This is a genomic window from Bradyrhizobium sp. AUGA SZCCT0182 (assembly GCF_018130185.1).
Taxonomy (GTDB): domain Bacteria; phylum Pseudomonadota; class Alphaproteobacteria; order Rhizobiales; family Xanthobacteraceae; genus Bradyrhizobium.
On sequence record NZ_JAFCLY010000031.1, the window covers coordinates 58,220 to 75,283 of the forward strand.

Consider the following 17,064-nt stretch of genomic DNA (forward strand, 5'->3'; position numbering starts at 1 on the left):
GCGGCACTGTCGGGCGCCGGCGAGGAACTAAACAAGCAAACCTGATAAAGCGCTTGTCGTCCCCTTCTCGCTAATCGCATTGACCGGGAGGGCGATGCTGTCATATATCGCGCACGCTTCTCGCAATAGCGCCAATTCGGCGTCAGGATCGATGACCCGTCAGCCCATCGTGCTATACCCCTTTATTGGTTGTGAAGCGCGACGACGACGCAGACGGACCAAACAGGCCACCGTTGCGTCGCGTCCGCCTAGGCACAAAAAGCTCCGTCCACCATTAAGGCCGAGCCGCTCACGTAGCTGCTTGCATTCGAAGCCAGAAATACCACCGCCTGCGCCACTTCGTCGGGCTTTCCATGTCGTCCAAGCGGAATCTGATCGTCGAAGAATTGCCCGGCTTCGCGTCCAAGAAGCTGACTCATGCTGCGTTCCGCCGTTCTCATGAACTCGTTGTCGATTGGCCCTGGGTTCACCGTGTTGACCCGAATTCCGCGTGGCGCGACTTCCCTGGCAACGCATCGCATCAACCCCATGAGGCCATGTTTGGCGGCAACATAGGAGCAATTGCCCGGAACGCCTTTCACCCCGACGATGCTTGATGTCAAAATGATGCTCCCTCCATCGTTCATCTGTGGGATCACATATTTGCAGGCGAGAAAGCCACCTCTGATATGCGTTGCGATGATCGAATCGAAGAGATCTTCGGGATATTCCGTTATCGGCATCAAAGGTCCGTCATTGCCAGCATTGCTGAAAAGCACGTCGATCTTACCAAAGCGATCGACCGTTCTGGCGACGTAGTTTCGGACCTGCTCGGCTTTCGTAACGTCGGCGACGGCGAAGTCGACCGAACTTCCGGAGATATCCTCAACCGCCCGCTTTAGCTCCGCTTCCTTGCAGTCTACCAACATGACCTTCGCGCCCTCCGCGAGAAGCGCCCGTACGCTGGCCAAACCTATGCTACCTGCGCCGCCCGTGACGATACAGACCTTGCCTTCTACAGAACCCACGAAGCTCTCCTGCTTTTCATCCATTGACCCTAATGCCCAGACAACTGGCTTCAACTTTCTCGAGTTTGACCGACGTGCGCATGCCGCTTCGTTTAGGAGACCATAACGAGCGGTAACCCTCGCGCACATGCAGCGCCCACATGGTCTGATCGTGGAACACATCGAGTCTCGCGCCCCGGTGCAGGTCAGATAGAAAATGTTGTGCGTCCGTCCTCGCGCACTGTCCGATGATTCAGTCTGCAACTTGATCTGGGGCGCCGAAAATGAACTCGTCGTCGCTCACCGTGCCGCGCCATCGTCCACCTCCAGCAATGGTCCATCTCTGCTCCTATCTTGCTCGTCAGGCTCGCCCTGCAACGTGAACTCACGAAAAAAGCGCGGCAATTCGCCGAGATCGCGCGAACCCCAGCCATGCGCCACCGCAGCGGACAGAGCGCTTAGCACGCCGGCACCCCCAGGCATCGGGACTCCCGCCAGCGCTCCGGCGGCCACCGCGCACATAACATCTTTCCTAAGCGTCTGGACATCGAGCGTGATGTCTGCGCTACCACCCTTAAGCACGTTCAATTTGCTGGCCAACCACGGATTAGCCGTCGGCGCTTCCGACAGGACTTCCAACATCGTATCGATGCTGAGATCGTATCGTCGTCCGAGCGCCAATGCTTCAGCGATGGACTGCAGGTACGCCGCCATCGTGAGATTGACCGCCAATTTTAAGGCATTTCCGCTGCCGCTACCCCCGAGATGCATGATCTTTCTTGTTAAGCGGCCTAGGACCTGCCGCGACTGATCTACATGCGGCGTCGATCCGCCTACGAGCGCCAGAAGGCTTCCCTTGCGTACGGACGGCACGGACCCCAGCACTGGAGCATCTATCAAGCCGGCACGGCGTTCCACAACTGTCGCTGCGAGTTGCACGCTTGTCATCGGTCGGATCGTACTCATTTCGATGAATAGCTTTCCAGCGATATCGGTCTGCAGGAAGCCATCACTACCTAGGAACAAGGAGCGTACGCCGTCATCGTCCGAAACGATGGAAATGACGATGTCGCTGGACTCCGCGACCGTCCGGGCATTCGTCGCGATATCTATGGTACTCGACTTGACGGCTTTACACCGATCCAGATCTCGATCGAACGCAACAATCTGGCAGCCCGTCTCCACCAGGCGCTGCGCGATCGCCTCTCCCATCCGGCCGAGTCCGACTAGGCCAATCTTCATTGACGGGCCTCGCTCTTGAGTGAATTCGCAAGTGCGCACCACTGTGCCAGGTCGTTCACCGCGCAATTTCTCGAGTTCGATGGACGCTGCAGCGTCCCGCAAGAGTCGACAATGCCCCTGTCGCAGACGGGTTTTGACGCCAGCGTGTTATCGATGTGCGCGATCACGGCGTCAGCGAAGCCCCGCTTGTTTGAGTAACGGATAAGTCACATCTTTGAACTCCCGCATCTGTTCGATGTACCGCGGCCACGAAAGCAGCACACCATCGAGGCCAATGCCGGATAACGCGTTCAAACCATCCACGATCTGGTCCTTCGTTCCGATCAGCGGATACCCACTCCATCCAGCAACGAAGTGCTCCTTCATCGCTTGCATCCGTGCGGGTGGAATTGTCTTGGCGGTTACCCCCAAAGTCGCGATAACGTTCTCCGCGGCCGACCAATCACCCTTTTCATGCACATAGTAGTTGTAGAAATCACGTGCCTCTTTCTCCGTCTCGCCCTGAACGATGTAAGCAAGGCTCCAGACGCTGATCTCACGATTGTATTCATCGCGCGCAAGCTTGCGGTATGAGTCGATATGCCTCCGGCATTCATCGAAATCCTTGGATGTGAGCACGGTGTAAACGATATCGCAGTATTTTGCTGCAAAGTGGCGACCGCGCTCCGATCCACCTGCGTTCATAATCGCCGGGTGCGGCCCTTGCAGAGGCTTGGGCTGCAGATAGCCCTTTTTGATCCGGTAGTACTTTCCCTCGTGATCGAAATCATCGTGCTCCGTCCAGAGCCGCTTGACAATATGGAGCCACTCTTCAGCTACGTTGTAGCGCTCGTCATGTTCGAGGATGTCGACGCCGAACATGTCGATTTCCGGCTTGTTCCAGCCAGTGACAATATTGAGCGTGAAGCGGCCGCCAGAGACATGATCGATGACGGTTGATTGTTTGGCGGCAACAATTGGATGATTGAGCGAGCAATGTGACGTCGCCACAATCCCTGCTTTAGTTGTTGATGCCGCGATTCCGGTCGCCCAGGTATAGGTTTCGAACCCGGCGCCTTGCGGATTGTTTGCGCCGTCGAATCCACGCCAGCGCGCGACGGGCACAATGGCTTCGAACTCCATTTCGTCCGCTAGCTTCGCAAGGGTCACAGTGTTTGGCCACGTGATTTCGAGACGCCCATCGAGCGCCGACATCACGCATCCGCTGTCGAGGTTTGACTGGAATGTGCCAAGCTTGAGTTTGCGGCCGTTGAAGACGGGGTTCGAATGCCGGTTGTTGCTAGTTAGCACTCTCACCGAGGCCATCGAACCCTCCCCTGCGCGATCGTGTTTTTGCTTGTGATCGCATTTGGCCGGGCCGTCAGGCTGGTGGAGTGGGAATAATATCGATCATGCGGCCTGGATGGCATCCGGTCGACAGAATCATAAGGGCGCCGCGGCCTACGCCGATACCCTCATTTCCGATGAACGTTTGATCGTTGTGCGATGAGGACCGGCTGTGCCGCCGGCCCGTATGGTCCGATGCATCAGCACCGCGAAACAAAGGAAATTGTGTTTTCGCGGGCACCGTGCGGCCCCCAGAGAGCTACAAATGCTCCGGGCAAGGGAAAACGGCCGCCCGAGCAAAACGGAGGGGGAGGAACAGATGATAAGAGCGTTGACTGGACTGGCGGCGTTCGGATTTGCGTTGGCGCTCGCTACGTCGCCCTCGGTATCCTTGGCCCAGGACCGCACGTCGATCAAAATCGGCTGGGCAATCTCCAAAACAGGCCCCTATACGGCGGGCGCCAGTGTGACCGTTCTTCCAAACTACCAGCTCTGGGTGAAGGACGTAAACGAGTCCGGCGGGATCGCGCTGAATGGGAAAAAGCTGCCAATCGAGATCGTCGAATACGATGATCGTAGCAATTCGGAAGAGGCCGTCAGAGCCGTCGAGCGCCTGGCGACGCAGGACAAGGTCGATCTCATCCTGGCGCCGTGGGGTACGGCTCTCAATCTTGCTGTGGGTCCCACTTTCCATCGGTTGGGCTACCCGCAGGTTGCGGTGACGGTGGTTTCCGATCGAATCGTCGAACTCGCCAAGCGGTGGCCAAACGCTTCGTTCTGGAGCGGTACTTCCGCTCATGTCTCAAATTCAGGCATCGAGGTGCTCACGCAGGCTCGCAAGGACGGCAAGATCGGACCAAGGGTGGCGATGATCAGCGTTTCCGACCAGTTCGGCATCGAACTCGCCAATGCGGGCCGGGAAGCCCTGAAGAAGGCAGGCTTCGAGTTGGTCTATGACCGCGCATACCCGGCCGGAACACAGGACATGCAACCGGTCATGAACGAGGTGATCAGGACGAATCCTGACGTGTTCATCGCATATAGTTATCCCACCGATTCGTTCGGCATTACAGAACAGGCCAAGCTTCTCAGCTTCAATCCCAAGGTGTTCATGGTCGGCGTCGGCGCCGCCTTTCCTGCTTTCAAACAAAAATTCGGAGCAAATGCCGAGGGAATCATGGGCGCCGGTGGATGGAATGCCGATTCGCCTGCCTTGAAGGCATACCTGAAGCGACATCTGGAAGTTCATGGTCGAGAGCCCGACAGGTGGGCAAGCTCCATCGTCTATGCCAGTTTGCAGTCTCTGCAGCAGGCCATCGAACGGGTCGGCAAGATCGATCGTGAGGCGATCACCAAGGAACTTCAATCCGGCACCTTTGAGACGATTATCGGCAAGGTCAAGCTCAAGGACGGCATCTATTCGGACGCTTGGGGCGTCGGTCAGTGGCAGGACGGGGAATTCTACGGGATCGCACCTCTTCGGCTCTCCGGTGTGCGCGGAGTAGTGATTCCGAAGCCGGTCTGGAAGCCGTGACGTAACGCGCCGCAAAATGTTTTTCTTAGACGCGCTGCTGACCGGGCTCGTGCTCGGCGGAATCTACGCACTCATCGCATTGGGGCTGACGCTCCAATACGGTGTGGCGCGTATCATGAATCTCTCGTATGGCGAGTTCCTCATCGCTGCGGCGTTTGGCGCCTACGTCCTGTTCTCGGGATTTTCGGTGAACCCGGTCTTCGGCTTGTTAGCGGCGCTCCCCATCGCCTTCGCCATCAACTGGCTGTTGTTCCAACTGATGCTGGTTCCTCTCCTGCACAGGGCGAAGGATCAGGCTGCCCTTGAAGTGGATAGCATTCTGGTAACATTTGGACTGCTGTTTGTAGTGCAAGGAGTGTTGCTCATTGTTTTCGGCGGTCAGTACTATAGCTACACCTACCTTTCCATTCCGATTACGATCGCCGGCAGCACTGTCGCTCTGAATAAACTCGTCGCCTGCGCTTTTGCAGTGGGTATTGCCTGTATTCTCTCGCTGGTGCTGACGCGGACACGGTCAGGAACGGCCATACGCGCCGTAGCAGTCGACCCGATTGCTGCGCAACTGGTCGGTATCAATGTCGCCTTGGCAGCTGCGTTCGCCTTTGCGCTGGGCGGTGCATTGGTTGCTGCAGCAGGTATGCTGGTCAGCATGTTCATCACATTTAATGCTGTGATGGGCGTGGTCTTCACGCTGAAAGCCCTCATCATTGTCATCATGGGGGGAGTTGGCAATGTGTTTGGGGCATTGGTTGCGGGACTAATTCTGGGACTGGCAGAGGCATTTGTCACGTTATTCGATCCCGGCCTCACGCTCGCAGTCAACTTCCTTCTGTTCTTGATCGTCCTCTTGATCCGGCCGACCGGGCTGTTCGGGAGACGAACACGATGAACATTCTGCACACCAAAGTTCTGATCACTGGTCTGGCCTCTCTGCTGCTCGTCGCCGTCCCGTTTTTTGCCAGTGGATACCATCTCGCGCTTTCGATCAGCCTGCTCAGCTATGGAATACTGGCCATCGCATGGGCGATGTTTTCGGGGCCAACACGCTATGTGTCGCTCGCTACCGCGGCGTTTTTCGGTATCGGGGCGTATACCGGCGCGGTCATCGGAGAGAGCGTCGCTTGGTGGATCGTTCTCCTGACTTCCGGAATTGTCGGCGCAGTTATCGCGTTGATCGTCGGATTGTCGACACTCCGGTTGTCCGGAATATACTTCGTCATATTCACGTTCGGCCTCTCCGAGCTGATCCGCCAACTGGTCACCTGGTATGAGGTCAACATTACGAAGTCGGTTGGCCGATATCTCTTTCTCGATATCACACAAGAGCAGATTTATTGGCAACTTGTTTGCCTGTTCGGGCTGGTGATCGTGGTCGGATTGTGGATTGCACGTTCTCGTTTGGGGTTCGCTGTGCGCCTCATCGGCGAAGACGAAGTTGCAGCTCGTCATTCGGGTGTGAACACTACCCAGGTCAAATTGACCATCTTCGTCATCAGTGCGTGCTTTCTGAGTTTGACCGGTGCCGTCATGTCGGCCCGCTGGACCTACATCGATCCAACGATCGCATTCAATCCAACTATGTCCTTCATGATAATCATCATGGCCTTGTTGGGTGGCACAACTCGGGTTCTCGACCCGCTGCTTGGCGTTGTTCCATTGGTCCTTCTCTTCGACGTACTGACGGCGACCTTTCCCAATTACTTCAGCGTCGTTCTGGGCTTGACGTTCATCATCATTGTGTACTTTCTGCCTCACGGTGTATCCGGCTTCGTGGCGGGACGCCTTTCCGGCATCCTGGTGCGGGATGCTCCGGAGGCCAAACTGACGAGCGTATCACCTCCAACATCGCCGTCCACGTTCACCCCCACGTTCACCCCCTCCACGACGCCAATCGAGAAGCCAATCGACGTCCAGTGCTCTCCACTGCTGAAGATCGACGGCCTCACCCGAACATTCGGTGGATTGGTAGCGGTCGACCAACTGAACATGACCGTTCACAAGGGAAAGATCCTTGGGCTGATCGGACCCAACGGCTCAGGCAAGACAACTGCCTTGAACCTCATGTCGGGAGCTCTCAGACCAAGCGCTGGCACGATCAAGCTCGATGGACGGTCGATCGAAACCCTGCCGGCACACCAGATCGCCCGGTTGGGAATTGCGCGCACTTTTCAACTTGTTCGGGTCTTTCGTTCGATGAATTGCATGGAAAACGTCCACGCCGGCCTGGCTTTTCGCCTGGGGGACAGAAATCGCTCTGCACGACAAGAAGTAGAGGGGCTTCTTGCGCAAGTCGGCCTCGCAGATAAGCGATTGATGCGGGCCGATCAGCTCACCTATATCGATCAAAAGCGGCTCGAACTGGCGCGTGCCCTCGCGCTCAAGCCGTCCCTGCTTCTGCTGGATGAGTGGCTCGCTGGCTTGAACCCGTCGGAGCTCCATGTCGGTATCGATCTTATCGAGACATTGCGGCGCTCCGGCGTGACCATTATCATGGTCGAGCACCTGATGGATGCGGTCCGCTCACTTTGCGACCATTGTATCGTCATGAATGCTGGTCGGAAAATCGCCGACGGGCCGCCTGTTAACGTGCTGGCCGATCCCGAGGTCATCCGAGCTTATTTAGGAGACGATCTCGATGCTTAGGGTCGCCAACGTGACGGTTCGATACGACAAGCACATCGCGCTGTCCGACGTGGCAGTCGAAGTCGCCCGGGGTGAGATTGTCACGATCCTGGGCGCAAATGGAGCCGGCAAGACGACACTGCTGAAGACGATTGCCCGCCTGGTTCGTCCTGATCTGGGCGCCGTCGTTCGTTACAACGACCGCGATCTCCTGGCGATCGCGGCGCATCAGGTTGTGCGGACAGGAGTCGCGATGGTGCCCGAAGGACGCGGACTGTTTGCAGACCTCACCGTTCGGGAGAATTTGCAGCTGGGCGCCTATGCCCGCCGAGCGAAAGATACCGAGGACCAGACTCTTGCGATCGTCTTGGAATTGTTCCCGCGCCTTGGCGAGCGTCTGAGGCAGCTCGTACGAACAATGAGTGGCGGCGAGCAACAGATGGTGGCCATTGGACGGGCTCTGATGTCAGCTCCCGATATCTTGCTCTTGGACGAGCCTTCCCTTGGTCTCTCCCCGCTCATGTGCAGCGAATTGTTCCGAGCGCTCCAACGGATCCGAGGCAACGGCATCGGAATTCTGCTCGTGGAGCAAAACGCTCGGATGAGCCTCAAGATTGCGGACCGCGGCTACCTCATCGAGACCGGCCGCATTATCGGCCACGGAACCGCTGCGGACTTGCGGGATGATCCTGCGGTCTGTGCCGCGTACCTGGGCTTTCAGCCGCTGGACAAGACCCCCCACGGCGCCCCATCCCTTAAAGCATGAGTTCGACGCAGCGAGGAGCAAGCATGCGTGCATTCGGAATTGGTCAGCCGGTTCGCCGTCTGGAAGACAAGCGCTTTCTGACCGGAAGTGGCCGTTACGTTGATGACTTGAGACTACCCCGGGAATGCCAGGCCTATGTTCTGCTTTCGCCGCACGCCAATGCCCGCATTCTGCGCGTTGACACGTCTGTAGCGAAAAGCATGCCCGGCGTCATTCAGATCTTGACAGGCCACGACGCCAAAGATGCACAATTCCCCGGCATGCCGCCTCTCTTTATGCCTGAAGACATGGGCGGTCCAAAAGGATTCCGCACACAACGTCCAATCCTCGCTTACGATCGCGTCCGGTGCCTCGGCGATCGCGTAGCAGTGGTGATCGCCGAAACCTTGTCGCAAGCGCGCGACGCTGCCGAGGAGATAGCAGTCGAATACGAGCCCCTGCCTGCTGTGATCCGGATCGAGGATGCCGTTAGAATAGACGCTCCGACTGTTTGGGATGAGTGCCCAGGGAATGTGTCCTTCACGCTGGAGATTGGCGACGAACAAAAGACCGCCGCGACATTCGAACGCGCGGCACACCGGATCAGACTTCGATTGGAAAACAATCGAATAGCCGCCAACCCAATGGAGACCCGAGCAGCGATCGGCGACTACAACGCCGCCGACGACGATTATACATTGTATACGAGTTCGCAGGCTCCGCACGCGGTTCGTCAGCAAGTTTCAAATATACTAGGCGTTACCGAGTCAAGAATAAGAGTCATTTCTCCTGACGTAGGAGGTGGGTTTGGTCTGAAGTCCGACGCCTATCCTGAGGACATCCTGGTTCTCTGGGGCTCGGCAAAGTGCGGTAGGCCGGTAAGATGGACTTCCAGCAGATCGGATGCGTTGCTCAGCGATCATCATGCTCGCGATCAAGTTGTGACAGCCGAACTGGCGCTTGATGCGCAGGGAAAGATCCTCGCGATCAGAGCGCATGCATTGCATGGAGTGGGTGCCTACATCGTCGCGGCAGGTGTGGCACCACTTGTGTATTCGTTGCGCTACACTCCGGGCGCATACGATGTCCAAACTGTGCACCTGACGACGAGGGCGGTTTTTACCAACACCTCGCCCATAAATGTCTACCGGGGCGCCGGCCGTCCCGAGGGAAATTACGTCATCGAACGCCTGCTGGACCGGGCGGCTCACGAGATCGGATTGTCGCCTCTCGAGATTCGACGCCGTAATCTCATTCCAGCGCTTGCGCTTCCATATGCGACGGCAACCGGGTCGGTCTATGATTCAGGCGAATTCGAGCGCCTGATGGATAGATGCGCCGAACTCTCGGACTGGCATAGCTACGCCCAGAGACTGACGGACTCAAGACGGAGCGGTAAGTTGCGCGGACGTTCCATCGCCTATTATATTGAGCACGCAGGCATCTTCAACGAGCGAATGGACCTTCGCTTCGATCCAGGCGGCAATGTAACCATTCTCGCAGGCACGCATTCCCATGGTCAGGGACATGCGACCGTGTTTACGCAAATGGTCAGCGAATGGCTTGGGATTCCGTTTGAATCAATCCGGTTTGTGCAAGGCGATACCGACAAGGTGCCATTTGGACGCGGAACTTATGCTGCTCGATCCGCGCTCCTTGGAGGAGTCGCGCTCCGCCGTGCTGCGGATCAGATTATCGAGAAGGCCCGTCTCATGGCGGCACAAATTCTCGATGCCTCGGGTCAAGAAGTTGAGTTCAGAAGCGGCCACTTTCTGGCGCTCGGTACAAACAGAACTATATCCTTGATTGACACGGCAAAAGCCTTCTTTAGCAAGGTGGGGCTCCCGCTCGAGTTTAGCCTTGGCCTTGATGGCAGCGGGACCTCATCCGGAGATATTCCGAACTACCCCAACGGATGCCACGTATGTGAAGTCGAAATCGATCCGTCCACGGGCGAAACGAGAATCGTCCGTTATACGGTGGTTGACGATGTTGGAAATCCACTTAATCCAATGATATGCGAAGGCCAAGTGCACGGCGGTATCGCTCAAGGCATCGGTCAGGCGCTGCTCGAGCATATCGTCTACGACCCGAACGACGGCCAGCTCTTGTCAGGAAGTTTCATGGACTATGCCATGCCTCGCGCCAGCGACTTCTGCGATATCAAGAACGAGTTTTGTTGCGTTCCTAGTACGACCAATCCCCTCGGAGTCAAGGGCGTTGGAGAATCGGGAACGATTGGCTCACCACCCGCAGTAATGAACGCGATCATAGACGCTCTGCGTCCCCTTGGAATCGATCATCTCGACATGCCGGCGACGCCGCAACGGGTATGGACCGAGATTCACCGCGCATCGCTCGACCAATGATCCGGAGGAAAGTGTCGACGCAACTATCGAACCACGGACGCACCCGACCACCTGCCGCTACTCGCAGCATCGGTAAGCGTTTTTCCAATGATAGTTGCGAGACGGCGGATGGGAGTGATGTGCTGTCGTTGGCGGTGTAATACCACTGCCCAGTGGACATCCCAGTTTTCGATCGCCACAATCTGCATGCCGCTCATGTCTCTTTCGACCAGGGCAGACTCGAGCGTTACGGTCTGTCCGACAAGTCCGCGACGGACGAGTTCCAGACATAGTTCTAGATTTTCCGGTTCCAGTGGAATTTTTGCGGTGAGATTTCGTGTTCGAATTGCACGATCAACTATCGTGCGCACGATATTAGGACGACCGGGGAGAGCCAGCGGAAATTCGACGACATCCTCGATTTGGACCGGCTCTCGAGAGGGACGCAGCCCGTCGCTTCTCACCAGCACCAACGGTTCGCGGACCCGCGCCTCAGGCACAAATTCAGCGGCTGGGACCTGCTCCACGGCAATGACCGCAACGTCGAGCATCCCCTGTTTCATCATATCCCGAAGAAACGCGTTTAACCCTTCGTGCACTCTGAGTGCGGTGCCTGGTGACTGGGTACGCATCATCTGAAGTGCAGGCAGCGTAACAAGTTTACGCAATGCGGATGGCATTCCCACCACAACACGTCCAGCTGAGTCGTTTGTCAGTTCCTCGCGGATCGCCCACGCTTCGCGCAAGAGCGTGTCAGCTCGCGAGGCAAGAATTGAACCCGCCTCTGTGATCGTAATCCCTGTTCGGGACCGCACGACGAGTTGGCGTCCGATGTCATGCTCGAGCTGAGATAACGACCTGCTGAGAGCCGGCTGAGATAGGCCAAGCTCTTTGGCAGCGCCGTTAATGCTCCCCACCTCCGCGACCCTCAGAAAGTGTTGGAGTAAACGCAAGTCCATTCGCCCTCCGTTCAACGGCCTAATGACTAGGACGACAGACCCTTGTAAGATTGAGACTAGCGCCTGCCCTAGCAGGCGGGCTGACCCTAGCACTTACCCGGTCAGTTGACCAAATTTCGTTCAAGGGTTGGTCAAGTTTCGCTGAAGGCATGTCATGGCCGTCGCCGGCCGGGCGCACAGCCATTACCTTACCTGCGAAAGTAGCCTGGCATTCCGACGCGGGCGGAGGCGAATACTACCGCCACACTACTGCGTCTCCCGTCAATCTCGAGCGTCTGCCGTCGAGACGGGGCCGTCGCGCAAACGATCGAAACGGACCCCTTCCTCTCTGCCGATAAAGCAGAAGCAAATGTTGAACGGGTTTTAGCTAACGCTGCCACATCTTCATTGCTACCGCGAACGAACTTGCACGGCTAACGTCTCTGCCGCTGCAGATCATCTGCTTCGCTCCCGAAGCGGCAGGCGGACGGAGTGGATACAAGAATGAGTAGCATTAAGTCACAACGCATTATTGATCTCTCAGTGCCGCTAAAGAACGACATTCCGTCTGATCCTCCAAACATGCGTCCGCACATTCGGTACTCCAGTCACGCAGCCGGCGCGCTCGAGTTTGAGGAGCTGTTTCCGGGATTGAAAGCCGTCGAATTGCCAGAGGGGCAGGGAGCGGCGATCGAGCACGTCACCCTTACCACGCACAGCGGAACTCATCTCGACGCTCCCTGGCACTTTCATTCCACCATGAATGGCGGCGAGCGGGCGATCACTATCGATGAAGTTCCGCTCGAATGGTGCATCCAACCCGGTATCAAACTTGATTTCCGGCATCTGCCGGACGGCTATGTTTGTTCGGCTCGGGACGTGGAGCTTGCGCTTGACCGTATCGAACACAAGCTCAAGCCCTTCGAAATCGTCTTGATCAATACCAAAGCTGGAGCCGCATTTGGCGAGCCGAACTACCTTGATTGCGGGTGCGGAATGGGTCGCGAAGCAACGTTGTATCTGCTTGAGCAGGGCGTGCGGCTTACGGGTACCGACGGGTGGAGCTGGGACGCGCCATTTTCCGCGACCCGTAGGCGTTTTACAGAGAAGCGCGACCCTTCCATCATCTGGGAGGGCCACAAGGCTGGGCGTGACATCGGTTACTGTCACCTGGAAAAGTTGACCAATCTCGACAAACTACCAGCCAAGGATTTCACCGTCATCTGTTTGCCGGTGAAAATCGCAGAGGCATCCGCTGGATGGACTCGTGCGGTCGCGCTAATCGATCAGTAGCAAACACGGTCTCGATTCCAGGGACGGTCAACTCGACAACGATAGAGACAGTCGCAGCTCAACAACAGTTGTCGGCGCAAACGCTCTGGTAGAATCCGCGAATCCGAGGGAGTCGCCGATCAAAAGCCTCCAATTTGCTTTGATCTTTCAGGGAGAGTATTCCAACTAGGCCAACACAAAAGTCTTGATGCAGATCAACGGCTTGTGACGAAAGTCCAACCGCGAGCGGTCCGACCCAGGAGCGCGGGGTTCGAGCGCTGTTTAACCAACCCTCATTTGTGCAGCCGGAGTCCGGTCAACTTCGGAAGCAACGTCGGTTATTATCTCGCGCAACCATGCCAGTGCGGGATCCATGTGAAACGAGGCCGGCCATTGAAGGGCCTCCCGAAAAGCAGGGATGCGGACCGGCGCGCGCAGCAGCTTCAACGGAAAGTTTCGCGCAAAGATCGCAGCTAACCGATGATGCATCGTTGCGATACGGTCTGTGCCGATCACCATGGCCGCCATCGCGGTAAAGTTCGGGGCAATGACCTCGATACGCCGCCGATAACCCAGCTGGACGAGCGCCCGTTCATCGAAGGCTGCGCCGCCCGTAAGCCCGAGTTGGGCCGTTATATGTCCGGCTTGGAGGTAACGCCGGAGCGAGATCGAACGGCCGATCTGGCGGTTACCTCGCCAGGCGACGCAGCAGAATTCGTCGGCAAATAAATGTTGGTTGGGATGGCCGTCAATGAGATTTGACGCGGGGACCACGACAAAATCGACCTCTCCTCGTTGAAGCTGCTCATCGACCCGGTCACTGAAAGGAAGAATCTCGAGGCAAACGCCCGGCGCATCCCGATAGACGCGCTTCATCACGGCATGCATCAATACGATGCTCGCATAGTCGGAAACGACCAGCCGAAACCGCCGCTCTGAATTAGCCGGGTCGAATTTCGGAGGCGAGATCAAATTGGTCCGAATGCGTAGCAATATGTCGCGCGTCGGTTTTTCGAGCGATTGCGCCAATGGCGTTGGCACGAGCTTCCGCTTTGAAATCGTGAAAATCTCGTCGTTGAAATACTGTCGCAATCGTCCAATGGCGGCGCTCATCGCCGGCTGACTGAGATGTAGGCGCCGACTGGCCTCCATGACACTGCGTTCTTCAAGGATCGCATCAAGAGCGACCAGGAGATTGAGATCCAGGCCTTCGAACCGCATTTCAGCACATCCATAATGTAAATATCACGGATCATTATAATCGATTTTTCAAATTTCCAAAACCCGGGTAATCGAGAATGCGCCGCTCAAGGAGCCGCCAATTAAGAGACCGTCACGCCTGGGAGGAACAGACCTTGATCAAGCCATGGATTTTTGAGTTCATGCAGGCCCCGGAGCCGAGCGATGGGAAAGCCCTGCCCGGCACCGTGACCGCGGTGTTCAACGAAGGTTACGCATTCTGGCTAGAAGCCGAACGGCTCGGGTTCGAAGGAATATTCTTCAGCGAGCACCACTTCGGTCATTCGTTGAGCCCCTCGCCCAATCTCCTGATCGCAGCGATCTCTCGCCACACCAGCCGGTTGCGCCTGGGAACGATGGGAAACGTCGTGCCTCTCTATGAACCGTGGCGCATCATCGAAGAACTGACGATGCTTGACCACCTGACAAACGGACGCCTCGAGATCGGCTTTGCAGCCGGCGTACCCCAGGAACTGCAGCGGATAGGACTGGGAATGGCGGAGGCCCGTGAACGGTTCAACGAGGCTCTGGACATACTTGATGCTGCCCTGATCAACCCCGTCATCAACCATAGTGGAAAGTACTGGAAGCTCGAGAACCTCAGCCTGATGCCGGGCGTTTTCCTGCAGCCTGCACCGCCGAAATGGACAACTGTCGTAAGCACCGGGTCCGCGGAGAAATCAGCCCAAAGACAATCCAAGATTTGCACCGGCTTCGAATCCGTCTCTCGCATAACGGAAATCTTCGACGTGTATCGAAGTGAATGTGCCCGGTTGGGACGGCCGGCAGGCCCCGATCAGCTCGCAGTCCGGCGCAATATTTCCATTTCACGTGATGCCGCTGAGGCACGAGAAGAAGCCAAGGCCGCGAAGGAAGCGACTCTGAAGGTCGTGGCTGGCGATCCCCGCGTCGTCAAGCACGCGGCGTCAACGCTCGATGCGCCGAGAGCTGGAGCCGGATTTTCCTTGCATGACGACGACTATATCGCCGGGACACCGGCGCAAGTCGCCGAGCAAGTGATCGATCAGTGTCGCAAATGCGGTGCAGGCCATTTACTCGCGATGTTGGGCAGGAGCTTTTCGCCGCGTCGCCGCGAATCGCTCGCCCTGTTTGGCGAGGAGGTTATTCCCCAAATGCGCCGCGCGCAGATCGGCTGATCGGCTTGATCGGTCGAGCAGGAATCAAACGGCTGACGGGCAGCAACTACCGCATCTTCGACTGACGTAAGCAAGTTGCGAATAGCCGTCGCCACGGGACAACAACTGGAGCGAATAATGATCCAGGATAGACCTCTCATTCTCGGAATTGGCGGCACCCCGCGGCATGGGTCGTCGTCCGAACGCGCGCTTGCGATCAGTCTCAAGGCGGCCGAGGATAAAGGAGCCAGGACAATTCTTCTCTCCGGCGCAGAACTGGCTCTGCCGATGTATTTGCCCGGGCAGCAGCAATCCGGCCAGGCTTCACGTCTCCTCGCCGCACTTCGTGAATGCCATGGCATTATTATCTCGTCCCCTGCTTACCACGGATCAGTATCCGGCTTGATCAAGAACGCCCTCGACTACGCAGAAGAACTCAGGACGGACTCGCGCACTTACCTTGACGGAATTCCAGTCGGCTGCATCGCATGCGCCGGCGGGTGGCAGGCAGTTGGACAGACATTGGGCGCACTGCGGACGATCGCTCACTCGCTCAGGGGCTGGCCCACGCCCCTTGGTGCGATGTTGAACACATCCGCAGCCCTATTCGACGCTGAAGGCAATTGTATCGATATGGCAACCCAACGTCAGCTCGAGACGGTGGGGCACCAGGTGATCGACTTCGTGCGCATGCAGCGTCTTGGCAAACAGAGAGCACCATCCATCCCGACAGACGAAAGCGTCGAATCATAGTCCCGGCGCGCAAGACCAGCACGGACTCAGCAAGGAGTTTGGCGTGACATTCGAAACGATAAGGCTCGACATCGACGGCGTCGACACGGTGATAAAGGTCATCGGAAAAGGCCCGGCTGTCCTGGCGCTTCACGGCGCCGCAACCATCGAGGGGCATGAATGGGCACGGGCCTTAGCCGACAGGTTTCGGATCTATCTGCCGTTTCATCCCGGCTTCGGCGAAAGTGGGCCTGCACCGCACATCTGCGGGATGCAGGATTTGATTGTTCATAACCTGCGGCTCATCGCAGCATTGGGCCTGGATCGGCCGCACCTCGTGGGACATTCCATGGGCGGGTGGATGGCGGCGGAAATTGCCGCGGTCGCCGGTGAACGTTTTGCCCGTCTGGTGCTCAATGCACCTGCTGGGCTCAACCACCCTGATCATCGCGGCGCCGACCCCACCAAGATCGCTCCGCAAGATTTGCCGCAATACCTGGCTCATCGAACGGAAGTCGCAGCCCAATACTTTCCCGGAGGTTCGCTTGCTCCTCCGACAGAACAGTTCATTGCAGCAAGGGAACGGGAAAGCAACGCGCTGAACAATATTCGGAAGGCCCATGGCGTAGGCCATCCGAATCTCCGCCGATGGCTGAGCCGGATACCCAACGAAACTCTCATGTTGTGGGGCGACAGGGACCGGGTATCACTTGCAAGCCAGGCAGAGCTCTGGGCGAGAGAAATTTCGAAGGCACGCATCCATATTGTGCCTGGTGTCGGGCACTTCGCTATGCAGGAAGAGCCGAGCTGCATCACAACGATTGGCGATTTCCTCGCGGGTTGAGCGCAAGCTGCTCGGGCCGCTCTCATGCATGGGAGCGATCCTATCGACGGACCGAGGATCCACCACTTTCCTTCAAACGACACGATCCGGGGAGACAAAC

General features: G+C 57.2%; 14 protein-coding genes. 9 read left to right on the forward strand and 5 right to left on the reverse strand.

Annotated features, from left to right (window positions below; translation table 11 throughout):
* Positions 1-248: 248 nt before the first annotated feature.
* The 3 genes from JQ611_RS28135 to JQ611_RS28145 all read right to left on the reverse strand — a co-directional run bounded on the left by JQ611_RS28135 (position 249) and on the right by JQ611_RS28145 (position 3,533).
* Positions 249-1,031, reverse strand: coding sequence for an SDR family NAD(P)-dependent oxidoreductase (locus JQ611_RS28135; RefSeq protein ID WP_249133507.1), 783 nt, complete (start codon positions 1,029-1,031; stop codon positions 249-251).
* A gap of 255 nt (positions 1,032-1,286) precedes the next feature.
* A complete protein-coding gene (locus JQ611_RS28140; protein WP_212467244.1) occupies positions 1,287-2,228 on the reverse strand; it encodes an NAD(P)-dependent oxidoreductase in 942 nt (313 codons plus the stop codon).
* Between the two features lie 171 nt (positions 2,229-2,399).
* Positions 2,400-3,533: an LLM class flavin-dependent oxidoreductase gene (locus tag JQ611_RS28145; protein ID WP_212467245.1), complete on the reverse strand. Its 1,134-nt coding sequence runs from the start codon at positions 3,531-3,533 to the stop codon at positions 2,400-2,402.
* 340 nt (positions 3,534-3,873) lie between these two features.
* Between JQ611_RS28145 and JQ611_RS28150 the strand changes: the two genes are divergently transcribed.
* The 5 genes from JQ611_RS28150 to JQ611_RS28170 are packed head-to-tail and all read left to right on the forward strand — an operon-like array spanning position 3,874 to position 10,824.
* Positions 3,874-5,088 carry an amino acid ABC transporter substrate-binding protein gene (locus JQ611_RS28150; RefSeq protein ID WP_212467246.1) on the forward strand — a complete coding sequence of 405 codons (1,215 nt, stop codon included), beginning with the start codon at positions 3,874-3,876 and terminating at the stop codon, positions 5,086-5,088.
* A gap of 16 nt (positions 5,089-5,104) precedes the next feature.
* Entirely contained in the window at positions 5,105-5,977 is an 873-nt protein-coding gene (locus tag JQ611_RS28155) for a branched-chain amino acid ABC transporter permease (RefSeq protein ID WP_212467247.1), read from the forward strand.
* Positions 5,974-7,731, forward strand: coding sequence for an ABC transporter permease subunit (locus JQ611_RS28160; RefSeq protein ID WP_212467248.1), 1,758 nt, complete (start codon positions 5,974-5,976; stop codon positions 7,729-7,731). The genes JQ611_RS28155 and JQ611_RS28160 overlap by 4 nt, the downstream gene beginning before the upstream one ends.
* Positions 7,724-8,476 (forward strand): ABC transporter ATP-binding protein, encoded by a 753-nt coding sequence (locus tag JQ611_RS28165; RefSeq protein ID WP_212467249.1) that lies wholly within the window; start codon positions 7,724-7,726, stop codon positions 8,474-8,476. Before JQ611_RS28160 ends, JQ611_RS28165 begins: the two co-directional genes overlap by 8 nt.
* A 23-nt stretch (positions 8,477-8,499) precedes the next feature.
* The gene (locus JQ611_RS28170; RefSeq protein WP_212467250.1) at positions 8,500-10,824 is read left to right on the forward strand and encodes a xanthine dehydrogenase family protein molybdopterin-binding subunit; all 2,325 of its coding nucleotides are present in this window, start codon (positions 8,500-8,502) and stop codon (positions 10,822-10,824) included.
* Positions 10,825-10,847: 23 nt separating this feature from the next.
* On the opposite strand, the gene JQ611_RS28175 is transcribed toward JQ611_RS28170, so the two are convergent.
* The gene (locus tag JQ611_RS28175) at positions 10,848-11,762 is read right to left on the reverse strand and encodes a LysR substrate-binding domain-containing protein (protein WP_212467251.1); all 915 of its coding nucleotides are present in this window, start codon (positions 11,760-11,762) and stop codon (positions 10,848-10,850) included.
* A gap of 483 nt (positions 11,763-12,245) precedes the next feature.
* On the opposite strand from JQ611_RS28175, the gene JQ611_RS28180 reads away from it, so the two are divergent.
* Positions 12,246-13,034, forward strand: a complete 789-nt coding sequence (locus JQ611_RS28180) for a cyclase family protein (RefSeq protein ID WP_212467252.1) — start codon at positions 12,246-12,248, stop codon at positions 13,032-13,034.
* 261 nt (positions 13,035-13,295) lie between these two features.
* Here JQ611_RS28180 and JQ611_RS28185 read toward each other — a convergent pair whose 3' ends face one another.
* On the reverse strand, positions 13,296-14,234 hold the full coding sequence (locus tag JQ611_RS28185) for a LysR family transcriptional regulator (protein WP_212467253.1): 939 nt from the start codon (positions 14,232-14,234) through the stop codon (positions 13,296-13,298).
* A gap of 134 nt (positions 14,235-14,368) precedes the next feature.
* Between JQ611_RS28185 and JQ611_RS28190 the strand changes: the two genes are divergently transcribed.
* The 3 genes from JQ611_RS28190 to JQ611_RS28200 all read left to right on the forward strand — a co-directional run bounded on the left by JQ611_RS28190 (position 14,369) and on the right by JQ611_RS28200 (position 16,964).
* Positions 14,369-15,409 (forward strand): LLM class flavin-dependent oxidoreductase, encoded by a 1,041-nt coding sequence (locus JQ611_RS28190; protein ID WP_212467254.1) that lies wholly within the window; start codon positions 14,369-14,371, stop codon positions 15,407-15,409.
* A 117-nt stretch (positions 15,410-15,526) separates the two neighbouring features.
* Positions 15,527-16,141 (forward strand): NADPH-dependent FMN reductase, encoded by a 615-nt coding sequence (locus JQ611_RS28195; RefSeq protein WP_249133508.1) that lies wholly within the window; start codon positions 15,527-15,529, stop codon positions 16,139-16,141.
* Positions 16,142-16,184: 43 nt separating this feature from the next.
* A complete protein-coding gene (locus JQ611_RS28200) occupies positions 16,185-16,964 on the forward strand; it encodes an alpha/beta fold hydrolase (RefSeq protein WP_212467255.1) in 780 nt (259 codons plus the stop codon).
* The last annotated feature ends 100 nt before the right edge of the window (positions 16,965-17,064 follow it).